This is a genomic window from Streptomyces sp. NBC_00442, assembly GCF_036014195.1.
In the GTDB taxonomy this organism is placed as follows: domain Bacteria; phylum Actinomycetota; class Actinomycetes; order Streptomycetales; family Streptomycetaceae; genus Streptomyces.
This window is the reverse complement of record NZ_CP107918.1, coordinates 4,301,125-4,316,441: the sequence shown is the minus strand read 5'-3', so window position 1 is coordinate 4,316,441 and position 15,317 is coordinate 4,301,125. Positions and strand designations below refer to the sequence as shown.

The 15,317-nt window shown below is 73.7% G+C and carries 18 protein-coding genes; 9 read left to right on the top strand and 9 right to left on the bottom strand.

Features of this window, described 5'->3' with window-relative positions:
• Positions 1–29: 29 nt before the first annotated feature.
• Complete coding sequence (locus OG432_RS19410; RefSeq protein WP_328312217.1) at positions 30–893, bottom strand: alpha/beta fold hydrolase; 864 nt, start codon at positions 891–893, stop codon at positions 30–32.
• A 701-nt stretch (positions 894–1,594) separates the two neighbouring features.
• Positions 1,595–2,287 (bottom strand): metal-dependent transcriptional regulator, encoded by a 693-nt coding sequence (locus OG432_RS19405; RefSeq protein ID WP_328312216.1) that lies wholly within the window; start codon positions 2,285–2,287, stop codon positions 1,595–1,597.
• A 202-nt stretch (positions 2,288–2,489) separates the two neighbouring features.
• Between OG432_RS19405 and OG432_RS19400 the strand changes: the two genes are divergently transcribed.
• Positions 2,490–3,245, top strand: a complete 756-nt coding sequence (locus OG432_RS19400) for an SIS domain-containing protein (protein WP_328312215.1) — start codon at positions 2,490–2,492, stop codon at positions 3,243–3,245.
• A gap of 328 nt (positions 3,246–3,573) precedes the next feature.
• Here OG432_RS19400 and OG432_RS19395 read toward each other — a convergent pair whose 3' ends face one another.
• The gene (locus tag OG432_RS19395) at positions 3,574–4,947 is read right to left on the bottom strand and encodes a PAS domain-containing protein (RefSeq protein ID WP_328312214.1); all 1,374 of its coding nucleotides are present in this window, start codon (positions 4,945–4,947) and stop codon (positions 3,574–3,576) included.
• Positions 4,948–5,527: 580 nt separating this feature from the next.
• Entirely contained in the window at positions 5,528–6,184 is a 657-nt protein-coding gene (gene pdxH, locus OG432_RS19390; RefSeq protein ID WP_328312213.1) for a pyridoxamine 5'-phosphate oxidase, read from the bottom strand.
• A gap of 272 nt (positions 6,185–6,456) precedes the next feature.
• On the opposite strand from pdxH, the gene OG432_RS19385 reads away from it, so the two are divergent.
• Both OG432_RS19385 and OG432_RS19380 read left to right on the top strand, forming a co-directional pair.
• Positions 6,457–7,584 carry a citrate synthase 2 gene (locus OG432_RS19385; RefSeq protein ID WP_328312212.1) on the top strand — a complete coding sequence of 376 codons (1,128 nt, stop codon included), beginning with the start codon at positions 6,457–6,459 and terminating at the stop codon, positions 7,582–7,584.
• 190 nt (positions 7,585–7,774) lie between these two features.
• Positions 7,775–7,981: a hypothetical protein gene (locus OG432_RS19380; RefSeq protein WP_328312211.1), complete on the top strand. Its 207-nt coding sequence runs from the start codon at positions 7,775–7,777 to the stop codon at positions 7,979–7,981.
• 89 nt (positions 7,982–8,070) lie between these two features.
• Here the strand turns inward: OG432_RS19380 and OG432_RS19375 are convergent, their stop codons facing one another.
• From OG432_RS19375 to OG432_RS19365, 3 genes are all read right to left on the bottom strand, one after another.
• Positions 8,071–8,364: a hypothetical protein gene (locus OG432_RS19375; protein WP_328312210.1), complete on the bottom strand. Its 294-nt coding sequence runs from the start codon at positions 8,362–8,364 to the stop codon at positions 8,071–8,073.
• A 120-nt stretch (positions 8,365–8,484) separates the two neighbouring features.
• A complete protein-coding gene (locus OG432_RS19370) occupies positions 8,485–9,171 on the bottom strand; it encodes a hypothetical protein (protein WP_328312209.1) in 687 nt (228 codons plus the stop codon).
• 66 nt (positions 9,172–9,237) lie between these two features.
• Entirely contained in the window at positions 9,238–9,738 is a 501-nt protein-coding gene (locus OG432_RS19365) for a hypothetical protein (protein ID WP_328312208.1), read from the bottom strand.
• A gap of 166 nt (positions 9,739–9,904) precedes the next feature.
• Here OG432_RS19365 and OG432_RS19360 point away from each other — a divergent pair, with 166 nt between their 5' ends.
• The 6 genes from OG432_RS19360 to OG432_RS19335 all read left to right on the top strand — a co-directional run bounded on the left by OG432_RS19360 (position 9,905) and on the right by OG432_RS19335 (position 13,761).
• Positions 9,905–10,183 carry a hypothetical protein gene (locus tag OG432_RS19360; RefSeq protein WP_267052623.1) on the top strand — a complete coding sequence of 93 codons (279 nt, stop codon included), beginning with the start codon at positions 9,905–9,907 and terminating at the stop codon, positions 10,181–10,183.
• Between the two features lie 104 nt (positions 10,184–10,287).
• Entirely contained in the window at positions 10,288–11,568 is a 1,281-nt protein-coding gene (locus OG432_RS19355) for a cytochrome P450 (protein WP_328312207.1), read from the top strand.
• A gap of 58 nt (positions 11,569–11,626) precedes the next feature.
• A complete protein-coding gene (locus OG432_RS19350; protein WP_328312206.1) occupies positions 11,627–11,869 on the top strand; it encodes a hypothetical protein in 243 nt (80 codons plus the stop codon).
• A gap of 158 nt (positions 11,870–12,027) precedes the next feature.
• Positions 12,028–12,894: a glycoside hydrolase family 26 protein gene (locus OG432_RS19345; RefSeq protein WP_443058414.1), complete on the top strand. Its 867-nt coding sequence runs from the start codon at positions 12,028–12,030 to the stop codon at positions 12,892–12,894.
• A gap of 154 nt (positions 12,895–13,048) precedes the next feature.
• Positions 13,049–13,348 (top strand): hypothetical protein, encoded by a 300-nt coding sequence (locus OG432_RS19340; RefSeq protein WP_328312205.1) that lies wholly within the window; start codon positions 13,049–13,051, stop codon positions 13,346–13,348.
• Between the two features lie 140 nt (positions 13,349–13,488).
• Positions 13,489–13,761 (top strand): chaplin, encoded by a 273-nt coding sequence (locus OG432_RS19335; protein WP_328312204.1) that lies wholly within the window; start codon positions 13,489–13,491, stop codon positions 13,759–13,761.
• A 101-nt stretch (positions 13,762–13,862) separates the two neighbouring features.
• On the opposite strand, the gene OG432_RS19330 is transcribed toward OG432_RS19335, so the two are convergent.
• A complete protein-coding gene (locus OG432_RS19330) occupies positions 13,863–14,732 on the bottom strand; it encodes a tyrosinase family protein (RefSeq protein WP_328312203.1) in 870 nt (289 codons plus the stop codon).
• Complete coding sequence (locus tag OG432_RS19325) at positions 14,716–15,267, bottom strand: tyrosinase family oxidase copper chaperone (RefSeq protein WP_328312202.1); 552 nt, start codon at positions 15,265–15,267, stop codon at positions 14,716–14,718. Before OG432_RS19325 ends, OG432_RS19330 begins: the two co-directional genes overlap by 17 nt.
• Between the last annotated feature and the right edge of the window lie 50 nt (positions 15,268–15,317).

Here is a 15,317-nt window from a genome sequence, read left to right as displayed (position 1 = left end):
CAGGGGGCGCGGGGACTGCGCGGGCCGGGTCAGGGGGTGAGGGCGCCGGCCAGGAAGGGCTCCACCGCGTCGCGCCACCCCTCCGGCTGGTCGTAGTGGACGAGGTGCCCCGCATCGGCCACCTCCGCGTACTGCCCGCGCGGCAGCACCCGCACCATCTCCTGGGACTCCGCGCGCCCCAGCTCGCCGTCCAGGCCCCGCACCACCAGTGCGGGGCACTCGACCTGGGCCAGCTCCTCCCAGTGGGCGTCGTGCACCCAGGTCGCGCGTGAGGTCAGCATCTGTCGGCGGGAGAAGACCGGGCGCCAGCCGTCCGCCCGCTCCGCCATCACCTCCGCGAAGAACTCCCCCCGCGAGGGGCTCGGCCGCTCCACCCACGGGTCGTCCTCGCCGAACCACTTGCGTACGTCGGCGAGCGTCGCGAACGGCACCGGCCAGGCCTTGAACCAGTCCTCCCACTCGCGCTGCGAGGCCGCTCCGAGCGCCGAGGCCCGCATGTCGCAGATGACCAGGGCGCGCACCAGGTCGGGCCGCTTGGCGGCGAGCTGCCACGCGGTGAGGGCGCCCATGGAGTGCCCGATGAGGGTCACCGGACCGAGGCCCAGCTGTTCGACGGCTGCCTCCGCGTCGGCCACGTAGACCTCGCGCGTGAAGGGGCCCTCCGCCGGCTTGTCGCTGCGGCCGTGGCCCCGCTGGTCGATGGCGACCGCCCGGTGCTTCTCGGCCAGCCAGCGGGCCGTGGACGCCCAGTGCGAGGCCCGGCCCATCAGGCCGTGGAGCAGGAGGACCCCGGGGGCGCCGTCCGCCTCCGGGCGGCCCTTCGGCTGCTCCGCGAACTCCCAGGCGGCGAGGCGAACCCCGCCGGCCCCTGTCACGTCGATGCGCCGCACCATGTGCCCTGGCACCCCCTTCAGTCCCCGAACAGCTCCCGCGTGGTCAGTTCACGAGTTCACGGCAGAGTATCGAACCCCTATTCGAAAACGCGCGCATCTCGCGCAACACCCCTCGTTCGAGTGACCACGCTCAAGGATTGACGCCACGTGCCGAGGGGAGATCTTCTCCGGGAGGCGGGCCGCTCGGGGAAGACGGTCCGCGGGGGTCGACCCTGGGAGCTCGGGGCTCCGGGTCGACACCGGGGAGGACAGGCCCCGGCGCCGCGAGGCGCCGGGGCCCTGGTCTTCCCGGAGCGGAAACGGACGAGCGGGCCGCAGTGCCGACGACGGTGCGCGTGGCTCGCAGGGCCTCATGGCTGCCGCCCCCTCCCCTGCCGCGCGGCTCCGCGGCCATATGCCTCAAGCCACAGCCTCGCACGCGATCCGCCCGGCCGCTGCCATTCCACCCGGAAACCGGCCTTCCCCGCAAGCTTCCCGCACCCTTCACGCGGTGCGGTCAACTTCCGTACGGGGAACGGCCGGTGACGTTCCGTTACGCGACGGGGCGACGGCGGCGCCCGCCCCGGTGCACCCGGCTCACCGGCCGCACCCGGTGCACCCGGCTCACCGGGTGCGGCCGGGTCGCCCGGGTCGCCCGGTGCGGCCGGGTCGCCCGGCTAGCCCGGTGCGGCCGGCGTGCCCGGCCAGCCCGGTGCGCTCGGTCAGCGCTTGGCGACGAAGACGTGCGAGGCGACATCCGGCGTCAGCTCCGCGGCCTCGCCGCTGCTGCCGATCAGGAGCCCGCCCGGCGACTGCGTCACGCTCACCACGGACCCGGGCTGCACGCCCGCCCGTCGCAGCGTGTACATCAGCTGGGCGTCGGTCTGGATCGGCTCGCCGATCCGGCGTACGACCACCGTCTTGCCCTCGGCTCCCGGGTCGAGCTCGCCCAGGCTGATGATGCCGTCGTCCAGGAAGGCGTCGGCCTCGGCCTTCTCGCCCAGCTCTTCGAGGCCGGGGATCGGGTTGCCGTACGGCGACTCGGTGGGGTGCCGCAGCAGCTCAAGGACGCGGCGCTCCACCGCCTCGCTCATGACGTGCTCCCAGCGGCAGGCCTCCGCGTGCACCTGCTCCCACTCCAGGCCGATCACGTCGACGAGCAGGCACTCGGCGAGCCGGTGCTTGCGCATGACGCGCGTCGCCAGGCGGCGGCCTTCGTCGGTCAGCTCCAGATGGCGGTCGCCCGCGACCTGCACCAGACCGTCGCGCTCCATGCGCGCCACCGTCTGGCTCACGGTCGGGCCGCTCTGGTCCAGGCGCTCGGCGATGCGGGCGCGCATGGGGACCACACCCTCCTCCTCCAGTTCGAGGATGGTGCGGAGATACATCTCCGTGGTGTCGATCAGTCCGGACATACGTGCCCCTCGATGCTGTGACAAAAAACGTCGTGCCGCTGGCCCTGGACCAATTCTGACGCATCGCACTGACAACCGTGCCATGACGACCGTTCCCCATCTTGACCCACTGCCCGTGGACACCGTATTGACAGGGGAAAGGTCCAGACCGCACCGTGATCGGCGCACGGTCGTACACCCACCCCGGAAAGGGTCCTCGGCGATGAGCGAGAGCAAGCTGGCCGGTCAGTTCTTCGACGCCGCGATCGGGCTCCTGGGGCGGGTGCGGGACGAGGAGTCGCTGAACGTCGCGGCCGCGGGCGCGGTGATCGCGGACACGGTGGAGGCGGGCGGCCGGCTGTTCGCCTTCGGCGCCGGGCACTCCTCGCTCGCCGCCCAGGACGTGGTCTACCGCGCCGGCGGATTCGCCCTGATGAACCTGCTCGCGGTGCCGGGCGTGGTCGGCGTCGACGTCATGCCCGCGACGCTCGGCTCCGCCCTCGAACGGGTCGACGGCCTGGCCGGCGCGGTGCTCGACTCCAGCCCCGCCAAGCCGGGGGACGTCCTCGTGATCATCTCGCTGTCCGGGCGCAACGCGCTGCCCGTGGAGATGGCGATGAACGCGCGGGCGCTCGGGCTCAAGGTCATCGGGGTGACGTCGGTGGCGTACGCCGAGAGCACGCGGTCGCGGCACGTCTCGGGGACGTTCCTGCGCGACCACTGCGACGTGGTGCTCGACAGCAAGATCGCGGTGGGGGACGCGGAGCTGACCCACGACGGCATCGAGGCGCCCTTCGCGCCGGCGTCCACGGTGGTGACCAGCGCGCTGATGCAGGCGACGATGGCGGCGGCGGCGGAGGCGCTGGTCGCCCGGGGGATCGAGCCTCCGCTTCTTCGTTCGGGGAACGTCGACGGGGGCCACGAGTGGAATGGGCGTGTGATGGCGGAGTACGGCGACCGCATCTTCTTCCGCCACTAGGCTCCGCCGGGCCGACGATGGCTGGGTGGAGCCCGGCCCCCTGGGGCTCCGCCCCGGACCCCGGGAGTCGCCCCGCCCCGCCCCTTCCCGCACCCCTCCGGGGGTGAAGAGCTCCTGAGGCTCCGCCCCGGACCCCGTATCGCGCCTTAAGGGCGCTCGTCCTCGATCTCCCCCAAGGCCTCAAGGGCCAGGGGGGGACCCCCATGACGGGCTGAGGTGGCCTGTGCTGGCCACCCTGCCAAGATGCACCCCGATAGGGGCGCGGGGAACTGCGCGTGCGGCCCCCACCGGGCCGCACCCGAAGACGTAAGGGGTTGGGCGCGGGCCGTCAGGCAGGGCGGCTCGGGGTGGGCGAGGTCAGGGCGAGGTCGGCCGAGGCGGCCACCCGGGATGCCACGCTTTCCGCGTACGCCGCGTCGGGCCGTTCGAAGGCCGGCCGGGCCGGGCCGCGCAGGAAGGTCAGGACGCCCAGGGTGCGGCCGCGGCTGCGGAGCACCACGCACAGGGCGTGGGCCGCGTCCGGCGGCCACTGGCGCTCGGCCGCCCAGGTATCGCCGCCCGCGCAGGCCCGTACCGACCCCGTACGGTCCACCGCCTGGAGGGCCGGGTGGCCCGGCGCGTAGCGGACCGGGATGCCGCCGCCCGCGACCGGGGCCGCGGGGCCCGGGGCGCCGGCCGGCGTGGCCACGGCCCGCACCAGCCGCTCCCCCACGACCAGGTCGACGAGGGCGTGGTCGGCGAACCCGGCCACGGCGAAGTCCAGGTGCGTGGTGACCGCCTCCATCGGGTCCTCGCACTCGGCGGCGTTCCGCGCGGCCCGGTGGAGCTGGTTGGAGCGGAAACGGAGCCGGTCCGCCTCCTGTTCCGCGAGCTTCTGGTCGGTGACGTCCTGGAAGAGCCAGCCGACCCCCAGCGGCACCGGTTCCTCCGCGAGCGGGGACGACAGCCGCAGGAAGCCGCTGCGCAGGCAGCGCCGCCGCTCGCCCTCCGCGGTGCGCAGCACCACCCACACCTCGGCGGGACTGGCCGGTGAGCCCTCGGCCAGAACGTGCTGGAGCGCGCCCTCCAGGTTCTCGACGCCCTGGACGATCAGCTCGCCCAGCGGGCGGCCGAGCAGGGTCGCGCGGGCGGTGCCGAGCGCCCGCGCGGCGTAGGCGTTGACGACGGTGGGCCGCAGGTCGACGTCGACCAGGGCGACGCCCCAGGACCCGTCCTCGAACAGGGCCTCGCTCAGGGCGATGGACCGCTCCAGGTCGATCTGCGCGTGCACCTCGCTGAACGCGCAGTACACCCCGGCCGCGGCGCCGTCCGCGCCCCGCACGCCCGCCGACTGCGTACGGACCAGGACGCGGCTGCCGTCCTTGCGCAGCAGGGCGAACTCGTGGACCTGGCGGCCCGGTGCGTCCATCACCGCCATCAGGCGCTCGTGGATCTCCTCGGCGTCGGCGGCCCGCACCGCCCAGCCCGCGAATCCGCGGCGCCCGACGGCCTCGTCGGCCGCCCAGCCGAGGATCCGCTCGGCCTCGCGGTTCCAGTGCGTGACGACGCCGTCCGCGTCGAAGGCACAGAGCGCGGCGTCCATCCCGTCGAGCAGCGCGGCGAGGAGGTCCCCGCCGGGTTCCTGGGCGGGCGGGCCCGCGGGTTCCGTACCGGATCCCTCCGGGCCCGTGACCCGGGTGGCCTCGCTCCGGGAAGCACTCATCCTGGCACCCCCTGCAGGACGTGGTCGCCGCGTCGCACGGCCGACGCGCGGAGTCACCCGCGCGGGATCATTCAACTCGAACGTGACGCAGCCCACACCGACTTCGTGGAAATCTTTTCGGCCAACGGCGGCTACCGGCCACTCCCCCGGTCTCGCCCGGTCCCGCGCGGCGTCGCACGGCTTCGCGCGGGCTGAACCGGAGCTCCGGCGTGCCCTGAAACAAATGGGTTGAGGGGTGCGGGAGCGCTGCCTAATGTGTGGTGCACACGAGAAGGGAGGTGGTTTGACAGATGTATGCAAACCGGACGCGTGAGGTGACTGCGGGCTGACGCCTGCCAGTCGCACTCTTTGTGCGGTGCCGGCATGACGCCGGCCGAAATTCCCAGCAGTCACCGACCCGCGGGCTCGCCGGTACGTCCGGCCGGCTCCTCTCCGGAGGACCCGAGCCCGCGGGTCTCTGCGTGTCCGCACCGAACACGCGGCCCGGGTGGCCCGATCCGGACGACCGATGCGGGTGGCCCGATCCGGACGACTCGATGCGGGTGGCCGGGACCGGTGACGGGGGCCGGACCCGCCCGGCTCAGGGCGCCAGGCGCTCCACGTGCCAGGTGTCGCCCTCGGCGGCATACCGCAGCCGGTCGTGCAGCCGGTTCTCGTGGCCCTGCCAGAACTCGACGCTCCCCGGTGCGACCCGGAAGCCGCCCCAGTGCTCGGGCGCCGGAACCTCGCTCCCCTCGGGGTATCGGGCCGTCAACTCCTCGTAGCGTTCGGTCAGTTCGGAGCGCGAGGCGATCACCGTGGACTGGTCGCTGGCCCAGGCGCCGAGCCGGGAGCCGTGCGGGCGGCTGCGGAAGTAGCGCTCGGTCTCGGCGCGCGGGACGCGGGACGCGGTGCCGGTCACGATGACCTGCCGGGCCAGCTGGTGCCAGGGGAAGAGCAGCGAGACGTACGGGTTCGCGGTGAGTTCGGCCGCCTTGCGCGAGGCGTAGTTGGTGAAGAAGACGAAGCCGTGCTCGTCGTAGGACTTCAGGAGCACCGTGCGGGTCGAGGGGCGCCCGTCGGGAGTGGCGGTGGCGACGACCATCGCGTTGGGCTCGTGCAGGCCGCCGGCGACGGCCTCCTTGAACCAGCGGGCGAACTGCCCCATGGGCGTGGGGGCGAGGTCCTCCTCGGCGAGGAGGGTGGTGCGGTACTGCTCGCGCATCGCTGCGGGGTCCAGGTCGGTCACCCGGCCCATCCTGCCGCACCCTCGCGCCACCCCCGGCGGGGGCCCAGTCTGCCCGCGGCGGCGGGGCGTTAATCCCCCACCGCCGAATTGGGGCAGTGTGCCGGATGTCACGCTTCCCCGCGTCGTCGGGACCCGCCAAACTCTCGGCTGGGCCACTGTGGCCTCCATACACACGTTCAGCCCGCGGCGGGATTCCTGACCGCCGTACGGGGCATGACCGAGGGACCCGGGGCGGCACGGCCCGCCCGCAGCCCGTCGCACACACCCTGAGGAGCCGCCTGATGTCCGACTTCGTACCCGGACTTGAGGGAGTCGTCGCGTTCGAGACGGAGATCGCCGAGCCGGACAAGGAGGGCGGTGCCCTTCGCTACCGGGGCGTCGACATCGAGGACCTGGTCGGACACGTCTCCTTCGGGAACGTGTGGGGCCTGCTGGTGGACGGGGCGTTCAACCCCGGCCTGCCGCCGGCCGAGCCGTTCCCCATTCCCGTCCACTCCGGGGACATCCGGGTGGACGTGCAGTCCGCGCTCGCCATGCTGGCGCCGGTGTGGGGGCTCAAGCCCCTGCTCGACATCGACGAGCGGACCGCCCGCGACAACCTGGCCCGCGCCGCCGTCATGGCGCTCTCCTACGTCGCCCAGTCGGCGCGCGGGCAGGGCCTGCCCATGGTGCCGCAGCGCGAGATCGACAAGGCGGAGTCCGTCGTCGAGCGATTCATGATCCGCTGGCGCGGCGAGCCGGACCCCAAGCACGTCAAGGCGGTCGACGCGTACTGGACGAGCGCCGCCGAACACGGCATGAACGCCTCGACGTTCACCGCCCGGGTGATCGCCTCCACCGGCGCGGACGTCGCGGCCGCGCTGTCCGGCGCGGTCGGCGCGATGTCGGGGCCGCTGCACGGCGGCGCCCCCTCGCGCGTACTCGGCATGATCGAGGAGATCGAGCGGACCGGGGACGCGACGGCGTACGTGAAGCAGGCCCTCGACAAGGGCGAGCGCCTGATGGGCTTCGGCCACCGCGTCTACCGCGCCGAGGATCCGCGAGCCCGGGTGCTGCGCCGCACCGCCAAGGAGCTGGCCGCGCCGCGCTTCGAGGTCGCCGAGGCGCTGGAGAAGGCCGCCCTGGAGGAGCTGCACGCACGGCGGCCCGACCGGGTGCTCGCGACGAACGTGGAGTTCTGGGCGGCGATCGTCCTGGACTTCGCGGAGGTTCCGGCGCACATGTTCACGTCGATGTTCACCTGCGCGCGGACGGCGGGCTGGTCGGCGCACATCCTGGAGCAGAAGCGCACGGGCCGCCTGGTGCGCCCTTCCGCCCGCTACGTCGGTCCGGGCTCGCGCGACCCGCAGTCGATCGAGGGGTACGCCGACATCTCGGACGCGCCGGGCGGCGCCGGCCTCGCGGGCTGAGGGCGGGCGCGGACGGGACGCGGACGGGACGCGGACGGGAACGAGAAGAGAAGGGGAACGGGCGAGCGAGCGTCGTACGATTCGACGGTCTCACATGGAGTAGCCGATACGTAACAGAACGCGACAGTCCGTCAGGAGCGGTCTAGCGTCGCATTTGTACCGTTCGTCCACCCCCCTTGTGGAGTTCATTGTGAGCCTCGTCCGACGCGCCGCCGTTGCGGTCGTACTCTCCGTCGCCGTGACCGTTCCCGCCGCCGCGGCCGCCCAGGCCGCCCCGCTGACCGCGCCCCGCGTCGCGGCCCACGACAACCACGGCACGTACGACAACCACGACTACGGCAACCGCCACCGCCAGCACTACGGCCTGCTGAGCGGCCTGCTCTACGTCCTCCTCTGACCGAGGAACCCGCCGCACCGCGGCACGGACGCGCGCCCGGAACACCACGTTCCGGGCGCGCACCCGTGTCACGGTGCGGCGGCGTACGGTCATTCCACCGAGGGCACGAGGCCCATCAGCGGGGCGACCGGGTCGGTGAGCTGGGAGAGCTGGCCCAGGTCGTTCAGGTGGTTGAGCCCGGCCAGCTGGTCCTTGACCTTGGGCAGCTGGGCCGCGTTCGAGGCCGGGATGTTGGTGGTGGCGATGGTGTCGAGCTCGCTGATCGGGTTGATCGGCTTGACGAGGGTGTCGAGGGGGCCCGCGGCGTTCGCGGCCGTGACGGCAAGGCCCGAGACACCGGCGGCGACAGCGAGGACAGTGGCGATTCGTCGTGTTGAGATCACGCCTGCACAACGGGGAGCGGCAGTCCCGGACACGGCCGCCCCCCGCACTCACCCGACAGGCGTACCTGACGGGCGGTGCCGCGCCGGGCGTCGGGGCCCGTGGGAGCCAAGGTGGCCGCGCTAGTGCCCGTGCTGCGACCAGGCGTAGCTCGCCGGCACCGGGCGGGTGTCGGTGTCCCGGGCCAGGACGAGGGCGATCTCGTCGTGCTCGCGCAGCACGATCGTCGCGGGATTCCCGGCCACCGCGCGCCCGTTGACGTACGCCCGCACAGAGCGCCCGGCGCTCGCGTGGAGGCCGCCGATGCGGTCGGCGGTGAGCGGCACGCGCCATTCGGCCATGAACTGCCCGAGGGTGAAGTCCGCCCTGCGCGGCGACTCGACGTGGATCACGCCGCTGGTGTCGTGGGTGTGCAGGGGACTGATGAGCCGGTGCGGCAGGTCGATGCCGATCGCGGCGGGGACGGTGACCGGCCGGCCGTCGACGAGGACGTCCAGATGGGTGTGGGTGTGCTGCACCATGCCCTCGGCGGACATCATCTCCAGACCCGCCGCACGGGCGGCCGCCGCGGGGTCCGCGGGCGCGGGCCACGGGGGCGCGCCCTGCCCCGAACCCACCCCGTGCGGGTCGGGACGGCCGGGCGCCGCCGAAGCGCCCCCGGCCGCGAGGGCGGTGACGGCGGCGACGGCGAGCAGCGCCGCGACCGCCCTGCCGAGTGGGGCCTCGGCGAGGACGTCGCGGGGACGCGTCCGGGCCGGGACATGCGGGGACGGCGCCTCGGCGGGGACGTTCCTCGGCGGACGGGGCACGGTTCAACTCCTGGGCTTGGGGGGGGGACGGACGGGAGCGGCCCCGGCGTCCGGGGTGGGGGATGCTCAGAAGGTCGCGGTGGCCGCGGGGTCGCCCTGGACCGCGGGCGCGGTGAGACCGGCCTCGGGCAGGGTGACGGCGGGCAGCCCGAACAGCGCGGCGCGCGGCTCGCTCAGCGGGGCACCGAGGTCCGCGCCCGGGGTGACGGTGTGGAGCGCGGTGCCGGGGCTCACCAGGTCGGGGGTGCCGAGGTTGCGGGAGCTCATCGGGTCGGGCAGCGGCGTACCGATGTGGGTGTCGGGCAGCGCGGACTCGATCGGGATCGCGGGGACCATGTTGTGGGGCAGCAGGTTGCCCTTCACGTAGCGCGGGCCGTCCGGGGCGCCGGGTACGGGCAGCGGCATGCCCGTGTGCACGGTGGGGGCGTCGAACGGCAGGACCGTGTTCAGCCCGCCGAGGGGCAGATCGACCGGAACGGCCGGGGCGGCCGCGGCCGGCGCCACCGCCGCCGCCGTCGCGATGCATGTCAGGACGCTCGCCAGGCCCGCGCGTGAAGTGATTCCCATGGGTGTTCTCTTCCTTCCCTGGCCTCTTCGGCCGTGTCGTTCTGCAAGAACGATCCCGGCGGCGGTATCACTGCAAAGTTCGCCTGCTTGCAGCAATGCGCAGGGCATCCGCGGGGCGCGCCGCGCCGGGGCGTGCCCTCCGTGCGGCTCGTGCGTTGTAGCCGACATGAACGTACGCCGATACCTCGCCGCCGCCGCAGCCGGAACCGCGCTCGCCGCCGCCCTTTCCCCGTCCGCGCACGCCCTCGACCTCGGCTCCACCCTGAGCGGCGCGGCCACCACGACGAGCGCCGCGGGCGCCCAGATCAAGCCCGCGGCGGAGAGCGTCGTCGGGGACAAGCTGGGCCAGAAGGTCGGCGCCGTGAAGGGCGGAGTGAAGGCCGGGGCCGAAGCGGTCAAGGCCGCCAACGACGCGGTCAAGGCCGGGCACGACCTGGTGGGCTGAGCCCGCCCCTGGGGCCGGCCCGGACAACTCCGCGCCCCTGCATGTCAGTCCGAGCTGGTCCAATGTGTTTCCGACAGCCGCACGGCGGCCAGGACGGTGCGAACGTGACCCACTACCGGACGGCCCCCGCCGGCCGCGGCCCCGCCGCCGATCTGGCCGACCCGGCGTTCTGGAAACTCCCCGCGGCCCAACGCCTCGCGCGTTTCGGGGAGTTGAGGGACGAGCCGCGCCCGGTGTTCTTCACCGAACGCCGGGCCACCCGGCGCCGCCCCGAGCAGGGCTTCTACGCCCTGGTCCGGCACGCCGACGTCCTCAAGGCGAGCCGGCTCCCCCGGGTGTTCGCCAGCGCGCCGGGGGTCACATCGCCCGAACCGGCGCGCTGGGTGCGAGCCCTGTTCGGCGACTCGATGGTCAACCTCGACGGGGCCGACCACACCCGGCTGCGCCGCATCGTGCAGCAGGCCTTCACCCCGCGCCTGCTCGCCACGACCGAGGCGAGCATCCAGGAGCTGGCCGTACGCATCGTCGACGACATGGTCGCCGAGCGGCCCGACGAGTTCGTCTCGGCGGTCGCCTCCCGGATGTCGTTCGAGGTCATCTGCGCGATGCTGGGCGTGCCCGACGCCGACCGTCACCGCATCGCCCGTCAGATCGACCGGGCCTCCGAGCACGCCGGCGTACGACGCGGCCTCGGCGCCCGCCTGAGGAGCCCAGGCAAGGGTCTGCGGGCCCTGGCCCGGATGGAGTTGACCGTGGCCCGGATCGGCCGCGAGCGGCGCAGGCACCCGGCGGACGACCTCATCTCGGCCCTGGTCCGCGCCGACCAGGACGGCAACCATCTGACGTATCGTCAACTGGGTTCGTTCTTCTCCCTGTTGCTGGTGGCCGGCGTCGAGACGACCCGCAACGCCATCGCCCACGCCCTGGCGCTCCTGACCCGCCATCCCGCTCAACTGGACCTGCTCGTAGCCGACTTCGAGCGCTACGCGGACGGCGCGGTCGACGAGATCGTGCGGCACTCCACGCCGATCATCCAGTTCCGCAGGACGGTCGTCGCGCGCTACACGATGGCGGGCCACACCTTCCTGCCGGGCGACAAGGTGATGCTCCTGTACGCGTCCGCCAACCGCGACGCCTCGGTGTTCGACGACCCGGACGCCTTCGACATCACGCGCGACCCCAACCCGCATCTCGGATACGGCGGCGGCGGCCCGCACTTCTGCCTCGGCGCCCATCTGGCACGCCTGGAGATCAAGGCCGTGCTCCGGGAACTCCTGACCCGCCCGCTGGCCGTGCGCGCGCTCGGCGAACCCGAACTCGGCACGTCCAACTTCGACCACCGCGTGCGCAGGCAGCACTTCGCATTTGATGTGACCAAGCCCTGAACCCCGGCCCGCCCCGCGGCGCGCGCACCCTCCCCGCGCCGACGGCGTTGTACCGGACATGAACGCCATGAACCCACAGCGCCGCCTGAGGGCCGCCACCGCCGCCGCCTCGCTCCTGCTCCTCGCCGCGCCCGGTGTCGCGGCCGCCGACTCGAGCCCCGGCGCGGGCCACGGCAGCGTCAGCGAGTACGGGCAGCCCAAGGTCCTCGGCGGGCAGGGCAAGATCGCCGAGACGCTCACCGCCGGCGTCGCCTCGCTCGGCGGGACCCTCCAGCGCGGCGGCGCGACCGGGGGCAACTGACGGCCCGGCCCCGCCGGGAGCGCGCGGCCCGTGGCCGGCCGCGCGGCACCTCCTCGGCGTCCCGGAACGCTCCGCCGTCGTGGCAGACCGCGCTGTGCGCGCTGGTCCTGCTGGTCTGTGCGCTGGTCCAGCTGCCCGGCGACGTCCCGCGCGGCCCGATGCCGACCGCGTCGCGGACCGCGGCGGGCGTCTTCACGGGTTCCGGCACGGAGGGCATCGGCAAACTCGCGGCGGTCGAGAAGTGGCGCGGCCGCGGGCTGCTGCGCGCGGGCCACACCTATCTGCCGGGCGACACCTGGAGCGGCATCGAGGGGCCGCCCGCGCTGCTCGCGCCCTGGTCCCGCTGGCGCCGTCACCGCGCGGACCGGATCTTCGTGCTCAACGTGCCGATGCTCGCCCGCAACGAGGCCGGCCTGCCCGACGACGAGGTGCGCGGCCTGCTCGGGCAGGGCGCGCGGGGCGCCTTCGACGGCCACTTCAGGACGCTGGCCGAACGCCTCGTGTCCCTCCAACTGGCCGACTCCATCGTCGTGTTGGGGTGGGAGATGAACGGCACCACCTACACGCACCGCTGCGGCCCCGACCCGGCCGCGTGGCGGGCGTACTGGCGTCGCGCGGTCACCGCGATGCGTTCGGTCGCGGGGCAGCGGTTCCGCTTCGACTTCGCGCCGAACCGCGGCCGGGACGCGGTGCCGTGGACCGCGTGCTATCCCGGCGACGCCTTCGTCGACATCCTCGGCATGGACTCCTATGACCAGCCCGCCGGCATGTCCTTCCCCGACCAGGTCGAGGAACCGTACGGGCTGCGGGCCCAGGTCGACTTCGCGGCCCGGCACGGAAAGCCGGTGTCGTACCCGGAGTGGGGACTCTTCCGCAACGGGGACGACGCGCGGTACGTGCGCGGGATGACCGCGTGGTTCAGCAGGTACCGGCCCGTCTACCAGACGCTGACCGACTACTGCCCGCACGGCCTGTGGGAGTGCGCGGGCCATCCCGACGCGGCGCGGGCCTATCGCGCGCACTGAGTGGCGCCGCTGCGCCGCGCGGGGGCGCCCGGTGCGCCGGACGGGTGGTTGGGCCGCCGCGGCGCGCGTGGCCGGGGGGCCGTCGCGGCCCGGGTCCCAATTATGCGTATCAGCATCCGATCTCCCTCCGGAATTCTTGTTGAAGGGTCGCGGCATGGACAAATTCTCGGGTCCCGCGGCGCGGGCCGCTCTCGTCGCGGGGCTGGTCGCCGCGCTGGGCACGGGGTCCGCGGCGCACGCCGCGGGCGGCCCCGCCGCGGCCGCTCCGCACGGCACGTGCGCCCCGTGCTCGTCCGCGCCGGGCGCGGTCCCGTCGGCGGCGCCGGTCCTGGCCGACACCGGCGCCGACGCCAACGCCTCTCTGCTCGGCGCGCTGAGCGTGAGCGCGCTCGTCACGGGGGCCGCGGCGGTCGCCCTGTCCCGGCGCGCGTCGCGCGGGACGGACGGCGAGTAGCCGCGCGTGCGGCCACGCCCGCGCGGCGAACCGCGGAACCGATTTGGGCGCAGGTGTCCGTTACTTATGGCCGTTCGACACGTTGAAGTGAAATGACGACTGCGAGTCTGCGGTCGCGTGTCCATTCAAGGAGAACTCTGATGTCTCGTATCGCGAAGACGGCCGCCGTCGTCGCCGGAGCGGGCGCCGTGGCGCTGGCCGGTGCGGGTATTGCCGCTGCCGACGCTGGCGCCGAGGCCGTCGCGACCAACTCCCCCGGAGTCCTCTCCGGCAACCTGCTGCAGGTGCCGGTGCACGTCCCGGTCAACCTCTGCGGCAACTCGGTCAACGTCGCCGGTCTGCTGAACCCGGTGTTCGGCACCACCTGCGTCAACGCCGACTCCCACCACGACGGTGGCGGCTACGGGGGCTGACGCCCCCACTCCGGCCGGACGGTCCTCGTGACCGCCCGGCCGGACGCTTGATCCGTGCCTGCGGCCTCCCGGACTTCTCCCCCCGGGAGGCCGTTGCCGTGTCAGGCGTACCGGTAGATCCCGCTGTGGTCCAGGAGCGCCGAGGGTGCCACGTCCCACGGCGGCATCGGGTCGGCGAGCGCGGCCACCCGGCCGTGCTGCGGGTCGCCCAACGGCGGCGGCACGTCCGGCAGATACTGCTTGGACCCCGTGTGGGCGGCCTGCCAGCGCGACCAGAGGCTGTCCACGTAGGCGTGGTGGAGCCAGAACACGGGATCGTTGACGGCGGCGCCGCCGAGCATCAGCCCGCTGATCCAGCGGTGCACCTGGTTGTGCGTACGGAAGCGGGCGTTGCCCGGGGCCGTGGTCCAGCCCTCGATCTTGTTGCGGAACCCGGATCCGCTGGTCGAGTTCCAGGGCGAGACGTCGTACACCGGGTCGGCGAGCGCGCGGCTGACGTCGGCGGCGGTGGGCAGCTTGATGGGGTCCCTGGGGCGGCCCATGTCCCGGGTCAGGAAGCGTTCCTCGGTCACGTTGACCGTCACCTCCCAGTTGCCGTGCGCGTACGCGAAGGGCCCGGTCATGACCTGGAGGTCGCCGCGGCGCCCGTTGCCGCCCATGAAGTCGTCCGCCCACACCGAGGAGGCCGGCGAGTTGTCGCGCGTCCAGTCCCAATAGGGCACGGTCACACGGGGGTTGACCTTCTGCAGGGCCCGCTCGAACTCCAGCAGGAACCGGCGGTGCCAGGGCAGGAACGACGGCGCCATGTGCGCGACCCGCAGCCCCCGGTCGCCGTCCGTCACGTAGAAGTCGATGTGCGTGCGCACGAACTCGTCGTACTCTCCGCGCCGTTTGAGTTCGAGTACGGCGTTGACGAAGGCCCTGCGCTCGGCGCTCGTCAGGTTCCGCTGGTTCTTACGCGTGTACACCACGGGCGGCTCCCCCTTCGTGACCGGCGTGCACGGGCACCGCGGCGAGCCGGGCCGGGCCCAGCTCCGCGGCGGCGGCGCGAGCGGCGTCGCGGGCGGTGGCGTAGGACTCGTAGTGGTCGACGGAGCTCAGATAGCTGCCGTCGGCCCGGCGCATCAGCATCAACTGCCGCCCGTCCACGAACACGACGGCCTCGGCGGCGTCCGTCCGCTGGGCGCGGCCCTGGATGCGGTGCCCTGCGTGCATCTCGTCGAAGGCGGATCCTTCGGCGAGGCCGAGTGCGGACACGGATCCGGGCCCCGGCCCGGCCGCGCCCGCCGGTTCGCCCCGGGGCGCGGCGGACGGGATGCGGGAGAGCGCCGCCCCCGTGAAGGCGGCGGTCGCCGAGGCGAACAGGACCCGCAGCAGGCCGCGGCGCGCGATGTGCCAGGCGGTACGGGGCGGGGGCGCCCCGGGCCGCGTGGGCTCGGGGGTGCGGCCCCGGGGGCGGGTGCGGCCCGTCCGTCGTGCGTGCCAGAAGTGTGTCGCGTGGTTCATCGGCGTCTCCCTCGTGCTCGCTCGTGCGGACCGGTCCGGCACATGCGTGG

Coding starts and splice junctions, on each gene's coding strand:
- OG432_RS19410 (WP_328312217.1), bottom strand. CDS start 893: ATGGTGCGGCGCATCGACGTGACAGGGGCCGGCGGGGTTCGCCTCGCC.
- OG432_RS19405 (WP_328312216.1), bottom strand. CDS start 2,287: ATGTCCGGACTGATCGACACCACGGAGATGTATCTCCGCACCATCCTC.
- OG432_RS19400 (WP_328312215.1), top strand. CDS start 2,490: ATGAGCGAGAGCAAGCTGGCCGGTCAGTTCTTCGACGCCGCGATCGGG.
- OG432_RS19395 (WP_328312214.1), bottom strand. CDS start 4,947: ATGAGTGCTTCCCGGAGCGAGGCCACCCGGGTCACGGGCCCGGAGGGA.
- pdxH (WP_328312213.1), bottom strand. CDS start 6,184: ATGGGCCGGGTGACCGACCTGGACCCCGCAGCGATGCGCGAGCAGTAC.
- OG432_RS19385 (WP_328312212.1), top strand. CDS start 6,457: ATGTCCGACTTCGTACCCGGACTTGAGGGAGTCGTCGCGTTCGAGACG.
- OG432_RS19365 (WP_328312208.1), bottom strand. CDS start 9,738: ATGGGAATCACTTCACGCGCGGGCCTGGCGAGCGTCCTGACATGCATC.
- OG432_RS19360 (WP_267052623.1), top strand. CDS start 9,905: ATGAACGTACGCCGATACCTCGCCGCCGCCGCAGCCGGAACCGCGCTC.
- OG432_RS19350 (WP_328312206.1), top strand. CDS start 11,627: ATGAACGCCATGAACCCACAGCGCCGCCTGAGGGCCGCCACCGCCGCC.
- OG432_RS19345 (WP_443058414.1), top strand. CDS start 12,028: ATGCCGACCGCGTCGCGGACCGCGGCGGGCGTCTTCACGGGTTCCGGC.
- OG432_RS19340 (WP_328312205.1), top strand. CDS start 13,049: ATGGACAAATTCTCGGGTCCCGCGGCGCGGGCCGCTCTCGTCGCGGGG.
- OG432_RS19335 (WP_328312204.1), top strand. CDS start 13,489: ATGTCTCGTATCGCGAAGACGGCCGCCGTCGTCGCCGGAGCGGGCGCC.
- OG432_RS19325 (WP_328312202.1), bottom strand. CDS start 15,267: ATGAACCACGCGACACACTTCTGGCACGCACGACGGACGGGCCGCACC.